Below are 21,532 nucleotides of genomic sequence, written 5' to 3' on the forward strand. Positions count from 1 at the left end.
AGCGGCGGGCGACTCCCCCAAGGGAAAGTCTCCCGCCGCCGTCGAGCTTTATTGGGCCCACAGCTCCGAGGGCCCCGCCCCGAGCCTGCGAGGGGTGGGAGGAGCTGGGGATTAACGCGAGGGGTACATGCGCTCCGGCTCGCCTGTGTACAGCTGGCGCGGGCGGCCAATCTTTGTCTGCGGGTCCTTCATCATTTCGCGCCACTGGGCAATCCAGCCCGGCAGGCGGCCAATGGCGAACAAGACGGTGAACATCTTCTCCGGGAAGCCCATGGCCTTGTAGATCAGGCCTGTGTAGAAGTCCACGTTCGGGTAGAGCTTGCGGGAGATGAAGTACTCATCGGTCAGCGCAACCTCTTCCAGGCGCATCGCGATTTCAAGGAGTTCGTCGTTGCCGCCGAGCTTCTCCAGGATCTCGTGGGCCGTGGCCTTGACAATCGTGGCGCGCGGATCGTAGTTCTTGTAGACGCGGTGCCCGAAGCCCATAAGCTTCACGCCGGCTTCCTTGTTCTTGACCCGCTCAACGAACTTCTCAACGGGCTCGCCGCTGGCTTGGATGTCGCGGAGCATGTTCAGCACGGCCTCGTTGGCGCCGCCGTGCAGCGGGCCGAAGAGGGCGTTGATGCCGGCAGAGACGGAGGCGAACATGTTCGCGTTTGCGCTACCCACCAGGCGGACGGTTGAGGTGGAGCAGTTCTGCTCGTGATCCGCGTGCAGGATCAGCAGCAGGTCAAGGGCCTTGACGACTACCGGGTCCAGCTCGTACGGCTCGGCCGGCAAGCCAAAGCTCAGGCGCAGGTAGTTCTCCACCAGGTTCATGGAGTTGTCCGGGTACAGCATGGGCTGACCAATGGACTTCTTGTACGCGTAGGCGGCGATGACGGGCATCTTGGCCATCAGGCGGATGGTAGCCATCTCAACCTGCTCGTCGTCGAACGGGTCCAGGGAATCCTGGTAGAACGTGGACAACGCAGACACGGCAGAGGACAGCACGGGCATGGGGTGCGCGTCGCGGGGGAAGCCGCCGAAGAAGCCCTTGAGGTCCTCGTGCAGCATGGTGTGGCGGCGGATGCGCTGGTCAAAAGCGTCCAGCTCTGCCGGGGTGGGCAGGTTCCCGTAGATCAACAGGTAGGAGACTTCCAGGAAGCTGGAGTGCTCTGCCAGTTCTTCGATGGGGTAGCCGCGGTAGCGCAGGATGCCCTTGTCACCGTCAATGTAGGTGATGGCAGAGGAGGTGGCTGCGGTGTTGACAAAGCCGGGGTCGTAGGTGACCGCACCGGTTGTCTTTAGGAGCTTGGAAACGTCGTACCCGGCGTTGCCTTCTACTGCGTCGAGTCGCGGAAGTTCAAGTTCTCCCCCGTCGTAGCGCAGGGTAGCGCTCGTGGAATCAGACATGGAGTCCCCTTCATGAGGTAGCCTTCAAGGCTTTGGTTAGTTCAATGCAAGTTTTCTTATCCACGGAGTATTTGCGTCCGTTGAGGTATTGACCTAAGGAAACTCAGCAAATTAAGCGTCCGGTAGCCTATGACGGCTAACTATGAAACTACCGCTTCAAGGGCCTCCAAGACTAATCCTGAGCCCAAAATGCGGGTATTTTGCGCAAAAAAGCTATGATTTTGCGCCGAGTCGACTCACGGCGGCGGCAATGCGTTCGTCACTGCCGGTGAGAGCTACCCGGACAAAACCATGGCCGGCCTCACCATAGAAGGTCCCGGGTCCGGCCAAAATACCCAGCTCAGCCAGCCGTCCAATGGTTGTCCACGTGTCCTCGCCTGCCGTGCACCACAGGTACAGGCCGGCCTCCGAATGGTGGATGGTCAGCCCGAAGGCTTCCAGGGCGCCCACCAGCTGCTCACGGCGCCGACGGTATAGAGCCTTCTGATCCTTCACATGCTGGTCATTGCCCAAGGCAACACGCATGGCTTCCTGGACCGGGTAGGGCACAATCATGCCGGCGTGTTTGCGGCTGTTGATCACGTTGGCCATGAGGGCGCTGTCGCCAGCCACAAAAGCGGCCCGGTAGCCGGCCACATTTGACTGCTTACTCAGGGAGTAGACAGCCAGCAGGCCGTCATTGGAACCGCCGGAAACGCGGGCGTCCAGGACGCTGGGAACAGCCTCGCCGCCATTTTCGGTGTCCCACGCACCCCAGCCAAGCTCGCCGTAGCATTCATCGGAGGCCACCACGGCGCCAATAGCCCGGGCCTGCTCCACAAGCGCCTTCAGCTCGGCCACGCCCCGCACAATGCCCGTGGGGTTGCCCGGGGAGTTGACCCACACCAGGCGCACCTTGGCGAGGGTTTCGGCGTCGAGCTCGGTCAGGGAATCGGCGGCAACCGCCGTGGCCCCGGCAAACACGGCACCCATGTCATAGGTGGGGTATGCCACCTTGGGGCGCACCACCACGTCGCCGGTACCAAGGCCCAGCAACAGCGGCAGCCAAGCCACCAATTCCTTCGAACCAACGGTGGGCATGACGTCGGCCGGGTCAAGACCTGCCACGTTTCGGCGGCGCGCAAACCAGTCAACAATGGCCTGGCGCAGGGCCAGCGTGCCGTGCGTGGTGGGATATCCCGGCGCATCCGCGGCCGCCTTGAGAGCGTCCTGGATCAGGGCCGGGGTGGGGTCCACTGGGGTGCCGATGGAAAGATTCACCACACCGTGCGGGTGTTTGGCCGCCGTTACCTGATAGGGCGCCATGGCATCCCACGGGTATTCAGGAAGATTCAGGCCAAAGTTGTTGGGTGTTTGCTGCGGAGCCGGAGTCATGTGTGGGCGATCAGTCCTGGTTCTGTGGCGGCAGGGCCGCAACGAACGGGTGGTCGGTGTGCGTGTTGCCAATCTTGGCCGCACCGCCGGGGGATCCCAAAACGTCGAAGAATTCGACATTGGCCTTGTAGTACTCGGCCCACTCATCCGGGGTGTCATCCTCGTAGTAGATGGCCTCCACGGGGCACACAGGTTCACAGGCACCACAGTCAACGCATTCGTCGGGGTGGATGTAGAGCGAGCGTTCGCCTTCGTAGATACAGTCAACAGGGCATTCCTCAACACATGCCTTGTCCTTGACATCCACGCATGGCTGCGCAATTACGTACGTCACGTCCCCAACCTTCCTCAAAAGTCTAATTAGCGGCACAAAAAGCACCGATTCATTCATTATCCCCCACCACCGCCGCGCCCGCACCTCAACGAGACTTAGTATGAAGAGGTGAACACTGCACTTGAGCGCCTAGCCCGGTTTCCTCTGGGCACGCGCGTGGTCATTCGCTACAGGATCGACGCCGGACTCACTGACGCTTTGGGCGATCTTGTCGCCCGTGACGATGCCAGCTGCACCATCTCCACCCGCACCGGACCCGTTGCCATAAAGTTCGACGACGTCCAGCTGGCCAAGGCTGTTCCCCCGCCGCCGCCACGGCGCGAACGCCGCGTTCAACACTAGCTGCGGGGCAAGTGGTGGTTAGGCGGCTGCCGCGGCTGCACGCTCCGCCTCCGCCCACGCCCGCGCCTCCGCCTCCCGACGCTATCGCAGCAATGGCTAGTTTTTGGACCACGCTATCTCACTGCACATTGTCGCGCACCGCCATGGCGATAGGCTCAGCTCGCATAGCCACCTGCCTGCAAAATCCACTGACTCCGTTCCCACAATTGCGATAGCGTCTGGGAAAAGCACGCCATTGCTGCGATAGCGTCTTGGGGGTTACTTGTTGGGGCGCAGCAGCAGCCGCCAGACGAGCAAGGCCACACCAGGTGTCACCAAGGCTATGCCGTAGAGCCAGACACGGCCCTGGAGGTTGTCCGTGATCATGCCGAAGGAACCTAGCTGCATGGACAACAGCCCGGCCGTGAGGTAGGCCGCACCGCCGCAGAGCACCACAACCCAGGAGCTTTTACTCCACAGCCCCACGAACAGGCTCACCGCCGCCAAAAGCAGCAATGCTAACGCCGCGCCAATTGGTATGGCAGCCACACCGAGGTGCCACACGTGACCGTGCAATGAGGTACCCAATAATCCACTGCCAACGCCGGCCCCGGCAGCTGCCGCCAGGACAGCCCACCGGCGCGGTTGGGGTAGCGCGAGACGGGACTTTCCCGCCCTAGCTGTTGGCCCGCCCGTCGTTGCCTGTGGCCGCGGGTTGTGGCCTTCCAACGGTCCGGTCATGCTGTCTGCGCCCCGTAGACCACGGCCGGGTCAACAGCGACGAACTCTTCCACGGCCGAGATGTCCCGCCACACACCATCGGACAGTGCAAAGCGTTCCCCCGCCACAGTGATCTGTGTCCTGTGCGCCCGCATGGCTGCAATCTTGGCGGCCAGCTCGCCGCGGACAACAAGCCGGGGCATGCCCTCTTCCAACGGGCGCTCCGGACGGTCACTGACAATGGCATAGATTGCCGGCACCACCCAGCCGGGATCCGTCGACGACGGCGTCGCAGCGAGGTGCAAGGCAGCCATGGTGAGGTCATGGGCGCGCACATGATCCGGGTGCCCATAGCCGCCGTCGGCCGCGTAGGTAACAACAACAGTTGGCTGCAGGGAACGGATGGCTGTCGCCAACAGGTCGGCCGACTCTGCAAGAGGCGCCTTGGCGAAGGAACCCGGCAGCACGGTTGCGGCGGCCGTGGCCCTGCCATCGTGGCCCCACTGCATGCCCGAGTCGCGGAAGACCACCGGTCCGCTCGCTGGAGCGGTGAGGCCCTGACCCAGCCAAATATGGTCTCGAACGCCCAGGGCACGCAACGCGGCGGCCAGTTCGCGTTCACGTTCCGCAGCCAGCCCCGTGCCGTCCGGGGCTGAAGCGCTACTGCTGTGACCGGCGTCGTGCGGGCCGGCGGCAATGTCGGTCGCCTTCACTTCAAGGTGCGCCAGATCCGGCGGAATGACTTCACCGAGTTCCCCGCGCGTGCATGTCAGGAGAACCACGCGGGCGCCGGCTGCGGCAGAGGCCGCCATGGTGGCGCCTGTGACAATGGTTTCGTCGTCCGGGTGCGCGTGTACAAATAGGGCGGTTGTCGAGGGGCCCACACCGGGCAATAGGTGCGCGAGACTAGTGGCGGCGTTGTTCTCCATGCCCACCAATCTACTCGCTGGGCGCAGCGCAGACCCAATGCCTGCGCGCCGCACCTGCAGTCGCTGAGGCGCGAAAAAGCCGGCGCACCCGGGGAAAACCACGGGTGCGCCGGCTTCGTTGCCAAGACTAAACCAGGAGTGTGGCTCCGGGAATGGCGTTGAGCAGGTCCTGCGTGTACTTCTGCTGCGGGTTGTTGAAGACCTCATCCGTGGACGCGGATTCCACAATCCGGCCGTTTTGCATGACACACACCTGGTCAGCGATCTGGCGAACCACTGCCAGGTCGTGGGTAATGAACAGGTACGTCAGGCCCAGGTCCTCCTGCAGTTCGTTGAGCAGATTCAGCACCTGCGCCTGCACCAAAACATCCAGCGCAGAGACGGCCTCGTCACAAATAATGACGTCAGGGTTCAACGCCAGGGCCCGCGCAATGGCAATGCGCTGGCGCTGGCCGCCGGAGAGCTCGTTGGGGAAGCGGTGCATGGTGGCCGCAGGCATGGAAACCTGGTCCAACAGTTCCCGAACCTTCTTCTCGCGAGACTTGGCATTGCCGATCTTGTGGATCTTCAACGGCTCTTCAATGGTCCGGTAGATGTTGAGCATCGGGTCCAATGAACCGTAGGGATCCTGGAAGATGGGCTGCACCCGCCGGCGAAAATCAAAGAGCTGCTTGCCTTTGAGCGAATTCACCTCGACACCGTCAAAGAGGATGCTTCCCTCGGTGGGCGCCAACAGGCTCAACGCCATCTGTGCCACGGTGGACTTGCCCGATCCGGACTCGCCCACAATGGCCATGGTGCTGCCGCGCTTGACGGTGAAGGAGACATCGTCAACAGCCTTGAAGTGCGTGGACTTGCCCAACGCGCCACGGAGTTTGAATTCCTTGGTGAGGTTTTTAATCTCCAGAATGGTGTCGCCCTTGGCCGCAGGCTTGCGGGCCCCAGCCGCGTGGGCTGCGTGGCTGGCTTTGACCTGGGCGTCCGGCACGTCGGGAGTCACAGCTTCGATACCCTCCACGGCCGCGGCCAGCACGTCCTTGGCTTTTTGCGACTGCAGGCGGCGCGAGGACAATGACGGGGCCGAGTTGACCAGTCGCTGCGTGTACGGGTGCTTCGGGTTGCGCAGGATTTCCAGTGCCGGACCCGACTCAACCACCTGCCCCTTGTACATGACGACAACTTTTTCCGCCCGCTCGGCGGCAAGGCCAAGGTCGTGGGTGATGAGTAGCACGGCCGTGCCCAGTTCCGTGGTCATCCGGTCCAGATGGTCCAGGATTTGGCGCTGGACCGTCACATCCAAGGCCGATGTGGGCTCATCGGCAATGAGCAGGCGCGGCCGGCAGGCCAAGCCAATGGCTATCAACGCTCGTTGGCGCATACCACCGGAGAACTCGTGCGGGTACTGTTTGGCTCGGGCGGCCGCATCCGGCAAACCGGCCTCGGCGAGGACTTCCGCCACGCGCTCCTTGGCATTGCCGTCGTCGAGCCCGTTGGACCGCAGCGTCTCCTTGACCTGAAAACCAATCTTCCAGACCGGGTTCAGGTTCGACATCGGGTCCTGGGGGACCATGCCAATGGAGTTGCCTCGCAGTTCAATGATGCGCTTTTCACTGACGTTGGTGATGTCCTCACCGTCGAAAATGATCTGCCCGCCACTGACCCGGCCGTTGCTAGGCAACAGCCCGATCGCTGCCAGCGCCGTGGTGGACTTGCCCGAACCGGACTCCCCCACGATAGCTACGGTCTCACCGGGCATGATGGTCAGGTGTGCATTGCGCACGGCATTGACGGGCCCATTCTGCGTGTCAAAGGTGATGGCCAGATCCCGTATTTCAAGAAGCGGCGCATCGTCGTTGCGGGCAGACGAGGATTTCACGGGCGTACCTTTTCCATTAACTGACATGCCGTCACCGCTTCCTTGCTTTGGGATCCAGGGCATCGCGGAGGGCATCCCCGAGCATAATGAAGCTCAACACCGTGATGGACAACGCCACGGCGGGCCACAACAGCACCCCGGGGTTGTTACGTACCTGCGGCTGCGCAGCCGAAATGTCATTGCCCCAGGACATGACTGACTGTGGCAAGCCAAGGCCCAGGAAGGACAGTGTCGCCTCGGCCACAATGAAGGTACCCAGGGAGATGCTCGCAACAACAATCACCGGTGCCAGCGAGTTCGGGAGCACGTGTTTGACCAACGCCCGGAAGGGAGTCAGGCCAAGCGCCATGGATGCTGTGACGAAGTCGGCGTTACGGTTCGCAAGGACGGCACCTCGGGTGATGCGGGCAATCTGCGGCCAACCAAAGGCCACCAGGGCCACCACCACTGTCCAGACACTCCTGTTGTCGCGGAAGGCGGGGAGCTGGTTGATGACAATGGCACCAAGGATCAGGGGCAAGGCGAAGAAGATATCCCCGAGACGGGCCAGGATGGCATCGAGCCATCCGCCGTAGAAGCCAGCAAGAGCCCCCATGACGCCGCCAATGACCAGCACACCGATGGTGGTGAAGATGCCCACCATGAGCGAGGCACGCGTGCCATAGATCATGCGTGAGTAAACATCACAGCCTTGCAAGGTGAACCCGAGCGGATGCCCGGCACGGGCGCCCGCGGCTGAGTCATCAAGTGTGCAACTGGTGGGATTGACGCTGGCAAACCACTGCGGCATCACGGCCACGACCACAACCAAGACGATCAGCAGTGCCGAAATGATGAACAGCGGCTGCTTGCGCAGATTGCGCCATGCATCGGCCCAGAGACTCAACGGTGCTGCCGTCTCGTCGACCTTGTCAACGGCGGCCAGCGGGGTTTCCTCCAGCGGCGCCACAAAGTGCTCAATGAAACGGGTGGACGTTTTTCCTTGCCGGCTCGCGGGGGTTGCCCGGGCGGCAGGTTCTTTTTCAGGTGTCAGGTTCTCAGACATAGCGAATCCTTGGGTCGAGCCATGCGTACAAAAGGTCCACAACGAGGTTGGCCACAACAAACACAATGACCAAGATGCTGACAACGGCCACCACAGTGGCGCTCTCGCCCTTTTTGATGGCCTGGAAAAGCAGGTTGCCAACGCCGGGGACGTTGAAGATTCCCTCGGTGACAATGGCCCCGCCCATGAGCGCACCAAGGTCGGCGCCCAGGAACGTCACCACGGGGATCAGCGAGTTGCGCAGAATATGGACAACCACCACGCGGCGCCGGCTCAGCCCCTTGGCCGTTGCCGTGCGGACGTAGTCGGCATTCATGTTCTCGCTGATGGATGCCCGGGTCAGCCGGATCACGTAGGCAAGGGACACGAGCCCCAGGACCAACGCCGGCAAGACGAGTTCATTCCACGGTGCGCCACCGCTGACGGTGGGACGGGCCCAGCCCAGCTTGACGCCAACCACCAGCTGGAGCACAAAGCCCAGGACGAAGGTGGGGACTGCGATGACTACGAGTGAAGCTACCAGTACAGTGCTGTCAAACAGCTTGCCCTTGCGCAGGCCGGCAATGACGCCGAAGAGCACACCAAAAAAGGCTTCAAACGCCAGCGCCATGATGGCCAGGCGGGCGGTGACGGGGTAGGCGCGGCCAATGACGTCCGCGACTTCCTGGCCCGAGAAGGTTTGGCCAAGGTTCAAGGTGACAAGGTTCTTCAAATACAGGAAATATTGCACCCAAAAGGGCTGGTCCAGATTATATTGGGCCCTCAGGGCGGCTTCGACGGCGGGCGCCATCGGCTTGCCGCCGGATAGGGCGGCAATGGGATCTCCGGGGGTAGCGAAGACAAGGAAATAGACAAGCAGCGTGGCCCCGAAGAAGACGGGAATCAGCTGCAGGAAACGGCGGAGCGTAAACATGACCATTACGGCACCACCACTCCCCGGGTTCCCAATCGCAAATCGTTCATGAAATTACCTGTTCATTAGTTGACGGTACAGGGCAGCCTTCAGCGGATCGCGCGCAAGCTGCTGTACGGAAAGTAACACATATGTGTGTCATTGGGGGCAGTAAAGGGGGACCCGGCCCCCAGGGCCGGGTCCCCCTTTACAGCCACGGAAGTAAAAAACTTACTTCGCGGTAATTGCGTGGTACAACGGAACACCGTTCCAGGCGAATTCCACTGTGTTGACGTTGTTGCTCCATACACCCTGGACTGCCTGGTACCACAGGGGCACGGCTGGCATGTCCTTGAACAGGATTTCCTGGGATTCATTGAAGAGCTTGTTGCCTGCTTCAACGCTGGTGGCAGACAGTCCTTCCTTCAACTTTGCGTCAAAGGCGGGGTTGGAGTAGTTGCCGTCATTGGAACCTGCACCGGTGCCGAACAGAGGGCCCAGGAAGTTGTACAGCGACGGGTAATCTGCCTGCCAGCCGGCGCGTGAGGCACCTGTCAGCTCCTTCTTGTTGACCAGGGCGCGCATTTCCTTGAACGAGGTCACAGGGCTCAGCTCGGCCTTGATCCCCAAGTTGGTGGAAATCTGGTTGGCCATGGCCGTGATGTATTCCTTGTTGCCGGGACCATCAAGGTTGGAGGTGACGGTGAAGACCTTCCCTGCCGGCCAGGGGCTGATCGCCTCGGCCTTGGCCCAGAGGTCCTTCGCCTTGGCGGCGTCGAACTTCAGGACCTCACTGCCGGGCAGTGCCGCCTCATAGCCATCAAGCACCGGGGAAGTGAATTCCGTTGCCACCTTCTTGTTACCGTAGAAGATCTTGTCGATAATCTGCTGGCGGTCAATCGCCATGGAGATGGCCTGACGGCGCATGGTTCCGGCCTCGCCCTTGAACTCGGGCAGGTAGCTCGGGATGGTCATGTTGGCATTGCCGGCATAGGGCTGGTTGACGTTGCGGCCCTCAAAGTCCGTTGTGAAGTTCTGCAGGCCGCTCGGCGGCATATCCGACAAAACGTCCAGAGTGTCCGATTGCACACTCGTGTAGGCTGCGTCTGTGCTGGTGAAGATGGTGAAGGTCACGCCGCCGTTCTTGGCCTTGCGCGGTCCGTTGTACTTGTCATTGGGCACCAACTCAATGGAAACGTCATGCTTCCAGCCGTCGGCTGCCAACTTGTACGGGCCGTTGCCGACCGGGTTCTGGCCGAATGCCTTTGGGTCCGCAAAGGCGGACTCCGGCAGCGGGAAGAATGCCGTGTAGCCAAGGCGCAGCGGGAAGTCAGACTCGGCCTGGCCCAGCTCAACGGTGAAGGTGGTGTCATCGACAACCTTCAGGCCTTCCATGGTGTCCACGGTGGCGCCCTCCGCGGAAACCTTGTCGTAGCCCTTGATGGACTCGAAGAAGTAGCTGTTTAGCTGCTTGTTTTTGGCTGCAGCACCAAAGTTCCAGGCATCCACGAAACTCTTGGCAGTGACGGGGGTTCCGTCAGCGAACGTCTCGCCGCTCTTGACCTTGATGGTGTAATTCTGGGAATCCTTGGTCTCGATCGATTCCGCCAATTCGTTGACGGTCCTGCCGGTAACGTCATAGCTGACCAGGCCGGTGAAGATCAGGTCCATGACCTTGCCGCCACCAACTTCATTGGTGTTGGCGGGCAACAGGCCATTTTCCGGTTCCGTGTTATTGGCTGTGATGACCTTGGTGGTGTCGCCGGTTGCGGTGTTGCCGCTGTCCGTGCCGCCACCGCATGCTGACAGGGACATAGCAACGACTGCTGCCAGACCCAATGCCTTGGAAGTGCGTGAGAAACGCATTCCGCCTCCTTGATTTTTTTAATGGTTTCGAGAAGAAACAAGAGTGTTGCTAGTCAACCGGGCTCGTCATTGACCCCGGTAGTGTTCCACCTCATACTCCTCAAGGCTATCGGCAAAAAACTACCGACGAGTAATCCAGCTCACAATCGGGGCAGATCTTTACCGAGATGAAACCTTAAACGTCAACAGCCCGCCCCAGCATGTGCTGGGACGGGCTGTTTTGCAAGCGTGGATGGGCCCACAACCCCGAGGGGCCCCAAAAATCGCGTCAGCGATTTCCTGGGGAGGGGTTGGATGGGCCCACAACCCCGAGGGGCCCCAGAAATCGCGTCAGCGATTTCCTGGGGAGGGGTTGGGGACTAGTTCTTCGCGCGCGAGCGGGCGGCCTTGGCGCGCTCGGAAGCGTCCAGGATCAGCTTGCGGATGCGAACCGACTCCGGGGTAACCTCAACGCACTCGTCTTCGCGAGCAAATTCCAAGGACTCTTCCAGAGTCAGGTTGCGCGGCGGGGTCATGTTCTCGAAGGTGTCCGAGGAAGCTGCACGCATGTTGGTGAGCTGCTTTTCCCTGGTGATGTTTACATCCATGTCATCGGCGCGTGAGTTCTCGCCAACGATCATGCCCTCGTATACCTCGGAGGTGGGCTGCACGAAGAAGTTCATGCGTTCCTGGAGCTTGATCATCGCGAACGGGGTGACCACGCCAGAGCGGTCAGCCACGATCGAACCGTTAGTGCGGTACTCGATGGGGCCGGCCCACGGCTCGTAGCCTTCGGAGATGGAGGCTGCGATACCGGCGCCGCGGGTGTCGGTCATGAAGCGGGTGCGGAAACCGATCAGGCCACGGGCCGGAACGATGAATTCCATACGGCACCAGCCGGTGCCGTGGTTGGCCATGTTGGTCATGCGGCCCTTACGGGCAGCCATCAACTGAGTCACGGAGCCCAAGTATTCCTCGGGTACGTCGATGGTCATGTGTTCCATCGGCTCGTGGGTCTTGCCGTCGATCTGCTTGGTCACAACCTGCGGCTTGCCAACTGTCAGCTCGAAGCCTTCGCGACGCATCTGCTCAACGAGGATGGACAGAGCCAATTCGCCACGGCCCTGAACTTCCCAAGCGTCGGGACGCTCGGTGGGGAGAACGTTCAAGGAAACGTTACCGACGAGTTCCTTGTCCAGACGATCCTTGACCTGGCGTGCGGTGACCTTGTGGCCCTTGACGCGGCCGGCGATCGGCGAGGTGTTGATACCGATGGTCATGGAGATGGCCGGCGGGTCAACGGTGATCAGCGGCAGCGGCTGCGGGTTTTCCAAGTCGGTCAGAGTCTCACCAATGGTGATGTCCTCGATACCGGCAACAGCAACAATTTCGCCGGGGCCAGCGGACTCGGCCGGAACACGGGTCAGAGCCTGGGTAGCCAGCAGTTCGGTGATCTTGACAGGCTTGACGGTGCCATCAGCGCGGCACCACGCAACGGTCTGGCCCTTGCGCAGGGTGCCGTTGAAGATACGCAGCAGAGCCAAACGGCCCAGGAACGGGGAAGCGTCCAAGTTGGTGACGTGCGCCTGCAGGACACCTTCCGGGTTGTACTTCGGGGCCGGAATGTGGTCAATGATGGTCTTGAACAGGGGTTCAAGGTCCTCATTGTCCGGTGCCGTGCCGTTCTCGGGCTGCACGGTGGAGGCGCGGCCCAACTTGCCGGATGCGTAAACAACCGGAACGTTCAGAACGGCGTCGAGGTCCAAGTCCGGAACTTCGTCAGCCATGTCGGAGGCCAGACCCAGGAGCAGGTCCATGGACTCGGCAACGACCTCGTCGATGCGAGCATCGGGGCGGTCGGTCTTGTTGACCAAAAGGATGACCGGGAGCTTTGCGGCGAGTGCCTTACGCAGCACAAAGCGGGTCTGGGGCAGGGGGCCCTCGGAAGCGTCAACGAGGAGCACAACGCCGTCAACCATTGACAGACCGCGCTCAACCTCGCCACCGAAGTCAGCGTGGCCGGGGGTGTCGATGACGTTGATGGTCATGACCTGGCCGTCAGCGGAAGGACCGTTGTAGGCCACAGTGGTGTTCTTGGCCAAAATGGTGATGCCCTTTTCGCGCTCAAGGTCACCGGAGTCCATGACACGCTCTGCAACGACGCCGTGATCGGCAAAGGAGTGCGTCTGCTTGAGCATGGCGTCAACCAAGGTGGTCTTACCGTGGTCAACGTGCGCCACAATGGCGACATTGCGCAGGTCAGTGCGCGAAGCAGTGTTCAGAGAAGTGTCATTCATGCGTTAAGACTCGTTTCAGTTGGGCCCGGCTGCAGGCCCGGAAGGGGCTAAAGCAGAAAGTCACATTGATGGTTGGCCGTGAAGAATCGGCAGATAACACCATTCTAGTCGCACTGACAAATACGGCCTAGTCACTGTATCTCATGTTGGACGCATTTTTTCCCGTGATTGGCTGCTTGCTCCCTGCCAGCAACTGATTCACTGCGGATTTACGCCAGAAAAGTACGACGGCGAACGCCGCCTTGAGTGATGAAACTCACCCAACGCTGTGGTCACCGCGCAGCTCAGCTGCGGCTTTTGAGTAAAAGCGGACCCTATTTCTTGAACGCACGCGGGATGCCGCGGAATGCTGCGCTGACGCAGGCGCCAGCATCCTGGGTGTCCTCAAGGGTGGTGAGGGTTAGCTGGCCGTCCGCCTGCAGGGGCAAGGCTGCCAGCTGACGTGAGCCATCGGCGTTGACCTTCACGTTGGCTACGGCAGTGTCCTCATCCAGTTGATGGTGGCGCACAGTGACCAGCCCGCCGTCCATGCTGTGCGCTTCGGCAGCTAGACCGTTCACGGTTTGCTCAAGAAAATCGCTGATGCCCATGTCCGCGCGCAGCGGCAGACACAAGTACTGGCTCAGCGGCCGCAACAGGATTGCTGCCTTGCCATGGGGCGAGCTGACAACGTAGGCGGGCAATGACGAGGTGGCGCCATAGCGTGTGGCCTCGAACCACTCTGTGGCTGTGGAGAGAATAACTGAGAGGACAAGGGAGCCGTCGCGCAGGTGGATGCCCGCGCCGTCAGCTTCTGCCATGTCACGCACGTGCAGAGTCGCCAAACCTGCACGGACCAAGTCGCTGTCCTCGGGCTGCTCGGCCAGAACCAGGACCTTGCGGCTCAATTCGGCACTGGGCCCCGGACCAAAGGAAAGCAAGGCCAGGACTTCGTGGCTGGTGACGCGCAAGGCGCTATCGGGGATTGTTTCGGCGTTCATGGACTCTGCTTTCCTTGGCGCTGCTGAGCCGGGCTCTGCGGTAGCCGAGCTACTTGATGTACGACCATTCGGCAATGCTTTGCCAGGGGCCAATCGCCAATGGCGAATACGCCACCCCTGAGACGTGCTTTCCCGTGGCGCTCAGGGCGGTGCGTTGGAAGAGGGGTAGGCCGTAGGCTGCCTCAGTCGCTAGCTTGTCGATCTGCATTTTCAACGCATTTTGTTTGGCGTCATCCGGGTTCACCGCAAGCTGCTCGGAAAGTTGGTCGACCACAGTGTTCGAGAAGTTATTGAGGTTGGAGACTGCTCCGGTCCTAAAGACCTGAGGCACCTGGACAGAACCGGTGGGGTTGCTGGTCCACCCGTAAAGGGCCACATCGAAGGCGCCGTCTTTCAGGGCAGCAAGCCACTGCTTGGAGTCTTTGCCAGCATCGGTAACACTGAATCCCGCCAGCTTGGCTGAAGCTGCAATCAAGGAGTACTCCTTGACGCGGTCAGGATCGTCCTTGTTGTACAGGATGCGCACTGTGGGTTTGGCACCTGCCAGAAGATCCTTGGCCGTAGCCACATCCACGGAGGCAAAATCCTTGGTGCCATTGCTGCCAACAGATTCCTTGTAAGGAACCTGTGCAGGGTTGAACACAAGTGAATTCAACACCTCAGCGTTGGCGTCAAGCGGCTTGGCCACTTGATTCACAATCTCCTGGCGCGGCACCGTGTGTAGGAATGCCGTGCGCAAATCTGGTGGCGATAGAACACCCTTGAAATTCAACACCAGCTGGTCAAAACCCAGTCCTAGCCCTTGCTGAATTTGCACCCCGGCAGAGTTCAAGGCCGTCAGGGTGCTGAGCCGTTCCTCGCTCACGGCGGGAGAAACCACATCGGCAGTCCCTGCCTTAAGCGCGGCTATCTGCTTGTCAGAATCGTTTTCATAGTTAACGGTCACGGTGTCCAGCTTGGGCACAGTCCCCCACGCGTAGTCTGCGTTGCGGGTGAGGACCAGTTCCTTATCCGCAGTGATGCCCTTGACCAGGTACGGCCCGTTGGATAGCGCCAATGTGGGATCAGGCATGGTTTTGCTGTCAAAGCCTGTGTTCCAAAAATCTGCTACCTTGCGCAGGGCGGGGTCGGCCGGGACGGGTTTTGCGGGGTCGCCCTTCGGCGCGGCCTGCAGCAGAGCACTTAGTGCCTCGGCGTCTTTCAGCCCCGAACGGACTGCCACAATGTGGGCCGGTACGCCAACAGTGGATCCGAGGGCCGTTTCCCAGTCTGAAAACGGTGTGGTGTAGGTCAGGGTCAGTGACAGTCCATCGTCGCCGATGACAGGAAGCTCCGTCTTGGCCAGACCGGTAGCGTCACCGGCGGCATGGAAATACGCCGTCCCCGCCGTTACGGCGAAGTCCTTATTCAAGGTGGCGTCGTTGAAGTACCCCGACGCCGCCGCCCACTGCAGAAGCAGGTCATGAGCAGTTACCGGGGCACCGTCAGACCATTGAACGCCGGTTTTGATGGTGTATTTGATGGTCAGCGGATTGTCCTTGACCTTCTCATACTTGCCAAACTGCTCATTCTTGATGACCTTCAGATCACTGCCCACGGAGTTGAATCCTGAGTGTGTGGCAGCGGCAATCCGGGTGTTTGTCAGGGTGCTGCCTGCGACGCTGGTGGCGTTGAACGAGGTGAAGGGGGAGCCCTCAAGAACAGTGGCATTCCCACCAACAGTTGCTGTTGGGGATGCCGTGGTCTCGTTGGGCTCTGGCGGCGTGCCAGTGCATGCCGCCAAGGACAACGCAAGTGCCGCGGCCGTAGCCAGTACTTTGGAAATGCGTCCGGGCCGCATTCCACCTCCAGGTTCTTCGCTTCAAAAATGGGCTCTACGGGAAATCAGTGGCGGCGCGCCAGTCCCGAGATCAATCCTGTTTGTTACAGTACCGCAGCGCCTTGTGCGTGGCCTGAGGATTGACCTGAACTATCGGATAAATGTGAGCATTGGCTCATGGCGGGGCGCCGTCGGCTTGTGCAGGCGCCCGGGGTGAGAATCAGTAGCCCGTGCCGCCGTCAAGACATTCGCGCAGCAGGTCCACATGCCCCAGGTGGCGGGCATACTCCTCGATCATGTGAGTGTAGACCCAGCGCAGGTTCAGCTGCTGTCCGTGCCGACGCGCGGGCAGAGGCGCCTCGAGGTCAATGACGGCGGTGGCCAGCGCCCGGACATTGGTGAGTTCCTCCGTGTAGGCTGCCACATCGGCAAGTGCCGCCGCTTCGGTGTAGCCGTTGAAGTCGGCGTCGGGGTCCACAGCCTTGTAGCGGGCAGTTTGCGCGCTTCCGGCCACCACATTGGAAAACCAGTACCGTTCCACATCGGTCAGGTGGCGAACTATCCCGGCGATCGTCATGCTCGACGGCGGCACGGCTGCCCGGCACAGCTGGCTCGCCGTCAGGCCACCGACCTTGATTGGCAACGTGGAACGGTAGAACTCCAGCCAGGCCTCGAGGGACTCCCGCTCCCCTGCCATGAACGGCGGGCCTGTTCTGGTGTCCGGCAGTTCCGGTGTGCGTTCCTCGGCGATGTCCATGGCTCAACTTTTCCACACCCCGGGCCGAACGGGGAGATGCTGTTGTGGCGATTTACGCTATTGGACCCGGATCCGCTGGCAAGCACTGGCCAAGACAGGCAGGGGACGGCAGAATGGCCGAATGAGTTCACGAATTGAAAACTTCTCCATTGACTCAACAAGACCGGCTGAAACCGCACAGTTCTGGGCGGAGGCGCTGGGCTGGCGGATCGTCGAAGATGACGATGATGACGGCGACGAGGTGGCCCTGCAACCGCCCGTTGGCAGCCCAGAAGCCGGCGTCCTTCCTGACATTTTGTTTCTGCGCGTGCCCGAGACCAAGTCCGTCAAGAACCGACTGCACCTTGACCTACGCCCGGACAACCAGGCCGCCGAGGTGGCCCGACTGGAGGCGCTGGGCGCCAGAACAGTTGATATTGGACAGGGCGCCGACGTCACGTGGGTGGTCATGGCAGACCCGGAAGGCAATGAGTTCTGCGTGCTGCGAACTCTGACGGACGCGGAACTTGCCGCACAATAGCCTGTGGATAACCTTCGGCACGAAATCCGGATCGCTGGAAGAATTGGTTCATGGGAATCAGATACTTTGCGCTTCCGGTGCCGGCTCAAATGGTCAACATTGCACGCATCAATCCACGGGCGTTCCTGTCCGACCGCCACTTTTGGGCTTCCTGGTCCGATCCTCCGGACCGGCCCGAGGGTCTCTATCTGGACAAGGCCTGGCGGGACTTGCAGTGGCTGTTGGGTGAATCGGAGCCGCCCAGGGCCTCGTATGAGCTCGTCAGTGGCGATGTGGAAATGACCGACTGCGGGTGGATTCCCTTTGACCGGGTACTGTCCGCCGGACAAGTCCGCAGGGTGGCCGAGGACCTGGCCTTGGTCGACTTAGGTGTGCTCTATCAGCTCCGCCTGCCGCGCGAGTCCCCCGACTGGGCGGCGATCATGGACGGTAGGCGTGAGTATGTGAAGTCCTACCTGGAGGCGGCGAGGAAATTCACGGCACAACTTGCTGGGCTAGGCCTCGGGCTGATCTACTCCATCGGCTGAGGGGACAGCAATGCCCGAAACTCCACCAGATTCGCCAGCCGAACGCCCCTTTGCTCGTCGTCAACGACTTCGAGGGTAACGTCCCGGCACTCTCACCCGATCCCCTGCATATCATGAGAATCAGCCGTACCCCGATGAGAACCAGCAACCAGATTTTGCCCACATCCAACAATCACAGATCCGCGCCTACCGTGAGGCTGCCACCGCATCGGCCCAGGCACATGGGCCGACCCGGGCCTCCCAAGGACGGGTGGTGATTCCGATAGATTCGGCTTCGGCGAAGCAGCGGGAAAAATACCAGAGATACGTCGACGAACGCACTCGCCGCACCAAAGCGCCGCAGGGCCCAGAGCGCATACTGTTCGCTCCGGATCTCATCGGCACCAGCGAGCAGATCGCCGAGCAGCTGTACGCACACGCGGGGTTCCAGGAGGTGGATGAAGTGGCGTTCGCGCTGCCCTTCAGCTTCCACCATGAGGACTACGTGCAGATTCTTACAGACATCGCCACCAAGTTGGGCCCGGCCCTCGACTGGATCCCGGCCAAGTGCTGGGCCCCAACCGGACACCAGCGATCTGGCCGACTTTCCGTGAGTGTGCAGCTGATGTAGCAGTGGCTAGTTTTTCAGCCAGCACGAGCGCTTCATGGGCATGCGCCACATGTGCCACTAACCTAGAGCGGCAGCCTCTACGCCGGCCACGGAACGTAGTGGGCTCGACCTTCCCAAGAGCCGTGCTCAGACAATGGCCTGAAGCGCAGCGTCGTAAATTCGTGGTGGAAATCTTTGCGGTCGCGTTCAGACATGGCTTCAGTATGGCGGCGAGCAGCCTCACCATCATCGCGGCCAAACACCATCCCTGTCATCGCTCGGGTACTGGTCCAAATCGAGAAAGTTGAAATTGTCCGCGGCAGACGGATGGCCGCCATGGCGAGTGCTGATTCGGGATGGTCGCGGATCTGACGTTCGACGGGGCGGCCCCAGTGGATAAACCGGGGCAGTTCGAGCAGACGCATACGGGCCAATGTCACGGCAACCACAGGTTCATCAAGTTCTGAGCGCTCGGCCACATCTGGCAATCCGGCCAGCTCGCGCACTTCACCCCAACGGCGCAAGAACTTGAGCCTGACATGCCAGCCCTCGTTCAGCTTCCGGCCAAAAGGGTGCCGGGCGAGAAAGTCAATAAGGGCGGCCTCATCCTCCCACTCCGCGAACACGGCTATTCGCTGTAGCTGCATCCGGCGAAGGGAGATCACGGCTGCCCCCAGCTGCATCCCGGCGAGCACTTCAATGTGGCGCAGGCCGGGGGCCTTTGGCGGCCGCAAAAGCCCGCCCGTTGCCCTGAGCAGTGGCATGTGTGCGAGGTGGAACGAGTAAAAGCTCATACAACCGCCGCGCGCATCGGGTTCATCATCTTCTGATCCTCACAGCGGTGACGCCAGTACGTCAAATGGTGGCGGACAAGGCCCAAACACGACTGGAGAGGGGCCCGAACAGGTTTTGGACCACAGGAAACAATGGAACGCACCGCCATAAGGCGCAGCGCGTTCCGTCGCCAAATAAACCTCGGAAACATGGAGCCATGCTCCTGGCTGATCAACCACTACGCGCCGCAGGATTCGAATCTATTGAACGGGTCGACAGTCACAGGTTTTCCCAAACAAGGGCACAGTCAGATACGAAGGTAGCTATAAAGTGAGCGTTGGCACCGCGGTGATTGCCCCCCACTACGATATTTTCGCTGCTGCGAGCAACTCCCCTGAATCACTGATCTTCAAAGCCGACAGCAGTCGATGGACCGAGGAGATCTTTACAGATTAGAGTCCGGATTTTCACCTGACACACAGAAGAAGCCGCAGAGGTGGACTCTGCGGCTTCTTTGTTACTGGATCTCTTTACTGCCCTGGTTTGTCCAGAAAACTGGGCCTGCCCTGTACATGTTGATCAGGGTAGACAGCCTTGTGGGCTGCGAGATCCCTGATGTTCTTCTGCACCGCCACGACTGCGAACAAGCTCATGGCGAAACCGATGCCGTAGAACCCCTTCTCGCTCAACAGCAACTCGGCATTCCAGAGACCTATCGCCAGCAACAACAGTGACGCAAGCAGCGCAAACCAGGCGATCCCGAGGTAAATGGCCGTCACGGGGATTTCCTCGGACTTATCGCGGACAGCCTTCTGGAGAGACACCGCCGCGAAGAGCCCGAACAGAAACACTGTGAGATAAAACCCCTTCTCATTCAGCTCCATTTTCGCGTTCCATAGGCCTATGAAGTAGACCCCCATTCCTAGCCCCAAAGAAATCCAGGAAGCCCCCACAAAAGCACCTGTCGGTTTTCCTAGCTGATTCGTCGCACTCATGATTCCTACCCCACCAAGTTAATTACTCCATCGAATATTGTATTTGGTATCAGCATAGGCGATCTACCGTCCAATGGCCGTATCGGCCCAGTCCTCAAAAACCCTGGGAACGCTAGAAGCCCGGCATCGTTATAGATGCCGGGCTTCTCTTGTGTCGAGAGGTTATCCTGATGCCCTCAGTATGCGGAGTGGCTCCAGGGAGACACTTCAGGCATTCAAACGAACAATCACGCGATCCTGGAACACGTCGAGGAACAACTCAGACGTAACACAAACTGCCCAATAGTACGGTGGTTCGTGTTATTTTCAGTCAGAAAAGCTCGAGAAATCAACGATTTAGACGTTGAAGCGGAACTCCACCACGTCACCGTCGTGCATGACGTATTCCTTGCCTTCGATGCGGACCTTGCCCTTGGCCTTGGCCTCGTGCATGGAACCGGCCTCAATGAGGTCATCGAAGTGGACAACTTCCGCCTTGATGAAACCGCGCTGGAAGTCGGTGTGGATGACACCGGCCGCCTGGGGTGCAGTGGCACCCTGCGGGATGGTCCAGGCGCGTGTTTCCTTCGGACCTGCCGTGAGGTAAGTCTGCAGCCCGAGCGTGTGGAAGCCTACGCGTGCCAACTGGTCCATGCCGGACTCTGACTGTCCGCTCATCTCCAACATTTCGCGGGCCTCTTCCTCGTCGAGTTCAACGAGGTCGGCCTCCAGCTTGGCGTCCAAGAAGATCGCGTCGGCCGGAGTTACCAGCGCGCGCAGCTCTTCCTGACGCTCCGGGTTGCCCAGCACTGCGTCATCAACGTTGAACACGTAGATGAACGGCTTGGCCGTGAGCAGCGCCAATTCCTTCAGGTGTTCCATCTCCAGCTTGTCGCTCTTGACGGAGGAGAAAATGGTGTCGCCGCGTTCTAGAACCTTCTGGGCGGCCAGAATGGCGTTGAGCTCGGCCGCGTCCTTCTGCTTGAGCTTGACAGCTTTTTCAATGCGCGGGATGGCCTTTTCAACCGTCTGCATGTCCGCCAGAATCAGCTCGGTGTTGATGGTCTCCATGTCGGAGCTGGGATCAACCTTGCCGTCCACGTGGATAACATCGGGGTCATCAAAGACGCGGATGACCTGGGCAATGGCCTCAGCCTCGCGGATGTTGGCCAGGAACTTGTTGCCAAGGCCTTCACCTTCCGAGGCGCCCTTGACGATGCCTGCAATGTCCACGAAGGACACCACTGCGGGCAACAGCCGCTGGGATCCGAAGATCGTCGCGAGCTTTGCCAAGCGGGGATCGGGCAGGCTGACAACGCCAACATTGGGCTCAATGGTCGCGAACGGGTAGTTCGCTGCGAGCACGTTGTTGCGTGTCAGTGCGTTGAAAAGGGTTGATTTGCCGACGTTGGGCAGTCCGACGATGCCAATAGTAAGAGCCACGGGACAAGCTTACCGGCCGGGGCCCATTTCTGCTTACGTGCGGCACGTACGACAGACGCCGGGGGGGGGGGGGGGGGGGGGGGGGGGGGGGGGGGGGGGGGGGGGGGGGGGGGGAGGAGGG

At 60.6% G+C, this 21,532-nt stretch carries 20 protein-coding genes and 1 pseudogene; 5 read left to right on the top strand and 16 right to left on the bottom strand.

Translation table 11 applies throughout. From position 1 onward, the window contains the following. Nucleotides 1-111 precede the first annotated feature (111 nt). From ACX80E_RS14125 to fdxA, 3 genes are all read right to left on the bottom strand, one after another. Complete coding sequence (locus ACX80E_RS14125; protein ID WP_459302650.1) at nucleotides 112-1,395, bottom strand: citrate synthase; 1,284 nt, start codon at nucleotides 1,393-1,395, stop codon at nucleotides 112-114. Between the two features lie 213 nt (nucleotides 1,396-1,608). Continuing rightward, nucleotides 1,609-2,769 (bottom strand): succinyldiaminopimelate transaminase, encoded by a 1,161-nt coding sequence (gene dapC, locus ACX80E_RS14130; RefSeq protein WP_459302651.1) that lies wholly within the window; start codon nucleotides 2,767-2,769, stop codon nucleotides 1,609-1,611. A 10-nt stretch (nucleotides 2,770-2,779) separates the two neighbouring features. Beyond that, nucleotides 2,780-3,103, bottom strand: coding sequence for a ferredoxin (fdxA, locus tag ACX80E_RS14135; protein WP_054012064.1), 324 nt, complete (start codon nucleotides 3,101-3,103; stop codon nucleotides 2,780-2,782). Nucleotides 3,104-3,211: 108 nt separating this feature from the next. Between fdxA and ACX80E_RS14140 the strand changes: the two genes are divergently transcribed. After that, a complete protein-coding gene (locus ACX80E_RS14140) occupies nucleotides 3,212-3,445 on the top strand; it encodes a putative acetyltransferase (protein WP_459302652.1) in 234 nt (77 codons plus the stop codon). A gap of 258 nt (nucleotides 3,446-3,703) precedes the next feature. Here the strand turns inward: ACX80E_RS14140 and ACX80E_RS14145 are convergent, their stop codons facing one another. From ACX80E_RS14145 to ACX80E_RS14190, 10 genes are all read right to left on the bottom strand, one after another. Beyond that, nucleotides 3,704-3,973 carry a hypothetical protein gene (locus tag ACX80E_RS14145; protein ID WP_459302653.1) on the bottom strand — a complete coding sequence of 90 codons (270 nt, stop codon included), beginning with the start codon at nucleotides 3,971-3,973 and terminating at the stop codon, nucleotides 3,704-3,706. A 188-nt stretch (nucleotides 3,974-4,161) separates the two neighbouring features. After that, nucleotides 4,162-5,073, bottom strand: coding sequence for a PIG-L family deacetylase (locus tag ACX80E_RS14150; protein WP_459302654.1), 912 nt, complete (start codon nucleotides 5,071-5,073; stop codon nucleotides 4,162-4,164). 127 nt (nucleotides 5,074-5,200) lie between these two features. Further along, the gene (locus tag ACX80E_RS14155) at nucleotides 5,201-6,976 is read right to left on the bottom strand and encodes an ABC transporter ATP-binding protein (RefSeq protein WP_459302655.1); all 1,776 of its coding nucleotides are present in this window, start codon (nucleotides 6,974-6,976) and stop codon (nucleotides 5,201-5,203) included. Between the two features lie 4 nt (nucleotides 6,977-6,980). Continuing rightward, nucleotides 6,981-7,994, bottom strand: a complete 1,014-nt coding sequence (locus ACX80E_RS14160; RefSeq protein WP_459302656.1) for an ABC transporter permease — start codon at nucleotides 7,992-7,994, stop codon at nucleotides 6,981-6,983. Next, nucleotides 7,987-8,913, bottom strand: a complete 927-nt coding sequence (locus tag ACX80E_RS14165) for an ABC transporter permease (RefSeq protein WP_459302657.1) — start codon at nucleotides 8,911-8,913, stop codon at nucleotides 7,987-7,989. Before ACX80E_RS14165 ends, ACX80E_RS14160 begins: the two co-directional genes overlap by 8 nt. A gap of 204 nt (nucleotides 8,914-9,117) precedes the next feature. Further along, nucleotides 9,118-10,752, bottom strand: a complete 1,635-nt coding sequence (locus ACX80E_RS14170; RefSeq protein ID WP_459302658.1) for a peptide ABC transporter substrate-binding protein — start codon at nucleotides 10,750-10,752, stop codon at nucleotides 9,118-9,120. 359 nt (nucleotides 10,753-11,111) lie between these two features. Then, entirely contained in the window at nucleotides 11,112-13,028 is a 1,917-nt protein-coding gene (gene typA, locus ACX80E_RS14175; RefSeq protein ID WP_459302659.1) for a translational GTPase TypA, read from the bottom strand. Nucleotides 13,029-13,342: 314 nt separating this feature from the next. Beyond that, nucleotides 13,343-14,008 carry a hypothetical protein gene (locus ACX80E_RS14180; protein ID WP_459302660.1) on the bottom strand — a complete coding sequence of 222 codons (666 nt, stop codon included), beginning with the start codon at nucleotides 14,006-14,008 and terminating at the stop codon, nucleotides 13,343-13,345. Nucleotides 14,009-14,057: 49 nt separating this feature from the next. Further along, on the bottom strand, nucleotides 14,058-15,848 hold the full coding sequence (locus tag ACX80E_RS14185) for an ABC transporter family substrate-binding protein (RefSeq protein ID WP_459302661.1): 1,791 nt from the start codon (nucleotides 15,846-15,848) through the stop codon (nucleotides 14,058-14,060). 199 nt (nucleotides 15,849-16,047) lie between these two features. Beyond that, nucleotides 16,048-16,584, bottom strand: coding sequence for a DinB family protein (locus ACX80E_RS14190; RefSeq protein ID WP_459302662.1), 537 nt, complete (start codon nucleotides 16,582-16,584; stop codon nucleotides 16,048-16,050). Nucleotides 16,585-16,705: 121 nt separating this feature from the next. On the opposite strand from ACX80E_RS14190, the gene ACX80E_RS14195 reads away from it, so the two are divergent. The 3 genes and pseudogenes from ACX80E_RS14195 to ACX80E_RS14205 all read left to right on the top strand — a co-directional run. Further along, entirely contained in the window at nucleotides 16,706-17,104 is a 399-nt protein-coding gene (locus ACX80E_RS14195) for a VOC family protein (RefSeq protein WP_459302664.1), read from the top strand. Nucleotides 17,105-17,154: 50 nt separating this feature from the next. Next, nucleotides 17,155-17,631 (top strand): DUF1877 family protein, encoded by a 477-nt coding sequence (locus tag ACX80E_RS14200; RefSeq protein ID WP_459302665.1) that lies wholly within the window; start codon nucleotides 17,155-17,157, stop codon nucleotides 17,629-17,631. A gap of 127 nt (nucleotides 17,632-17,758) precedes the next feature. Continuing rightward, nucleotides 17,759-18,241 (top strand): annotated as a pseudogene (locus tag ACX80E_RS14205) (LLM class flavin-dependent oxidoreductase); the annotation flags it as partial. Nucleotides 18,242-18,318: 77 nt separating this feature from the next. Here ACX80E_RS14205 and ACX80E_RS14210 read toward each other — a convergent pair. Beyond that, nucleotides 18,319-18,885, bottom strand: a complete 567-nt coding sequence (locus tag ACX80E_RS14210) for a hypothetical protein (RefSeq protein WP_459302667.1) — start codon at nucleotides 18,883-18,885, stop codon at nucleotides 18,319-18,321. Nucleotides 18,886-19,324: 439 nt separating this feature from the next. Here ACX80E_RS14210 and ACX80E_RS14215 point away from each other — a divergent pair, with 439 nt between their 5' ends. Then, nucleotides 19,325-19,450 (top strand): hypothetical protein, encoded by a 126-nt coding sequence (locus ACX80E_RS14215; RefSeq protein WP_459302668.1) that lies wholly within the window; start codon nucleotides 19,325-19,327, stop codon nucleotides 19,448-19,450. 74 nt (nucleotides 19,451-19,524) lie between these two features. Here ACX80E_RS14215 and yiaA read toward each other — a convergent pair whose 3' ends face one another. Next, nucleotides 19,525-19,989 carry an inner membrane protein YiaA gene (gene yiaA / locus ACX80E_RS14220; protein WP_459302669.1) on the bottom strand — a complete coding sequence of 155 codons (465 nt, stop codon included), beginning with the start codon at nucleotides 19,987-19,989 and terminating at the stop codon, nucleotides 19,525-19,527. Nucleotides 19,990-20,325: 336 nt separating this feature from the next. Then, nucleotides 20,326-21,411 (bottom strand): redox-regulated ATPase YchF, encoded by a 1,086-nt coding sequence (gene ychF / locus ACX80E_RS14225; protein ID WP_459302670.1) that lies wholly within the window; start codon nucleotides 21,409-21,411, stop codon nucleotides 20,326-20,328. Nucleotides 21,412-21,532 lie beyond the last annotated feature (121 nt).

The organism is Arthrobacter sp. TMN-49 (assembly GCF_054511095.1).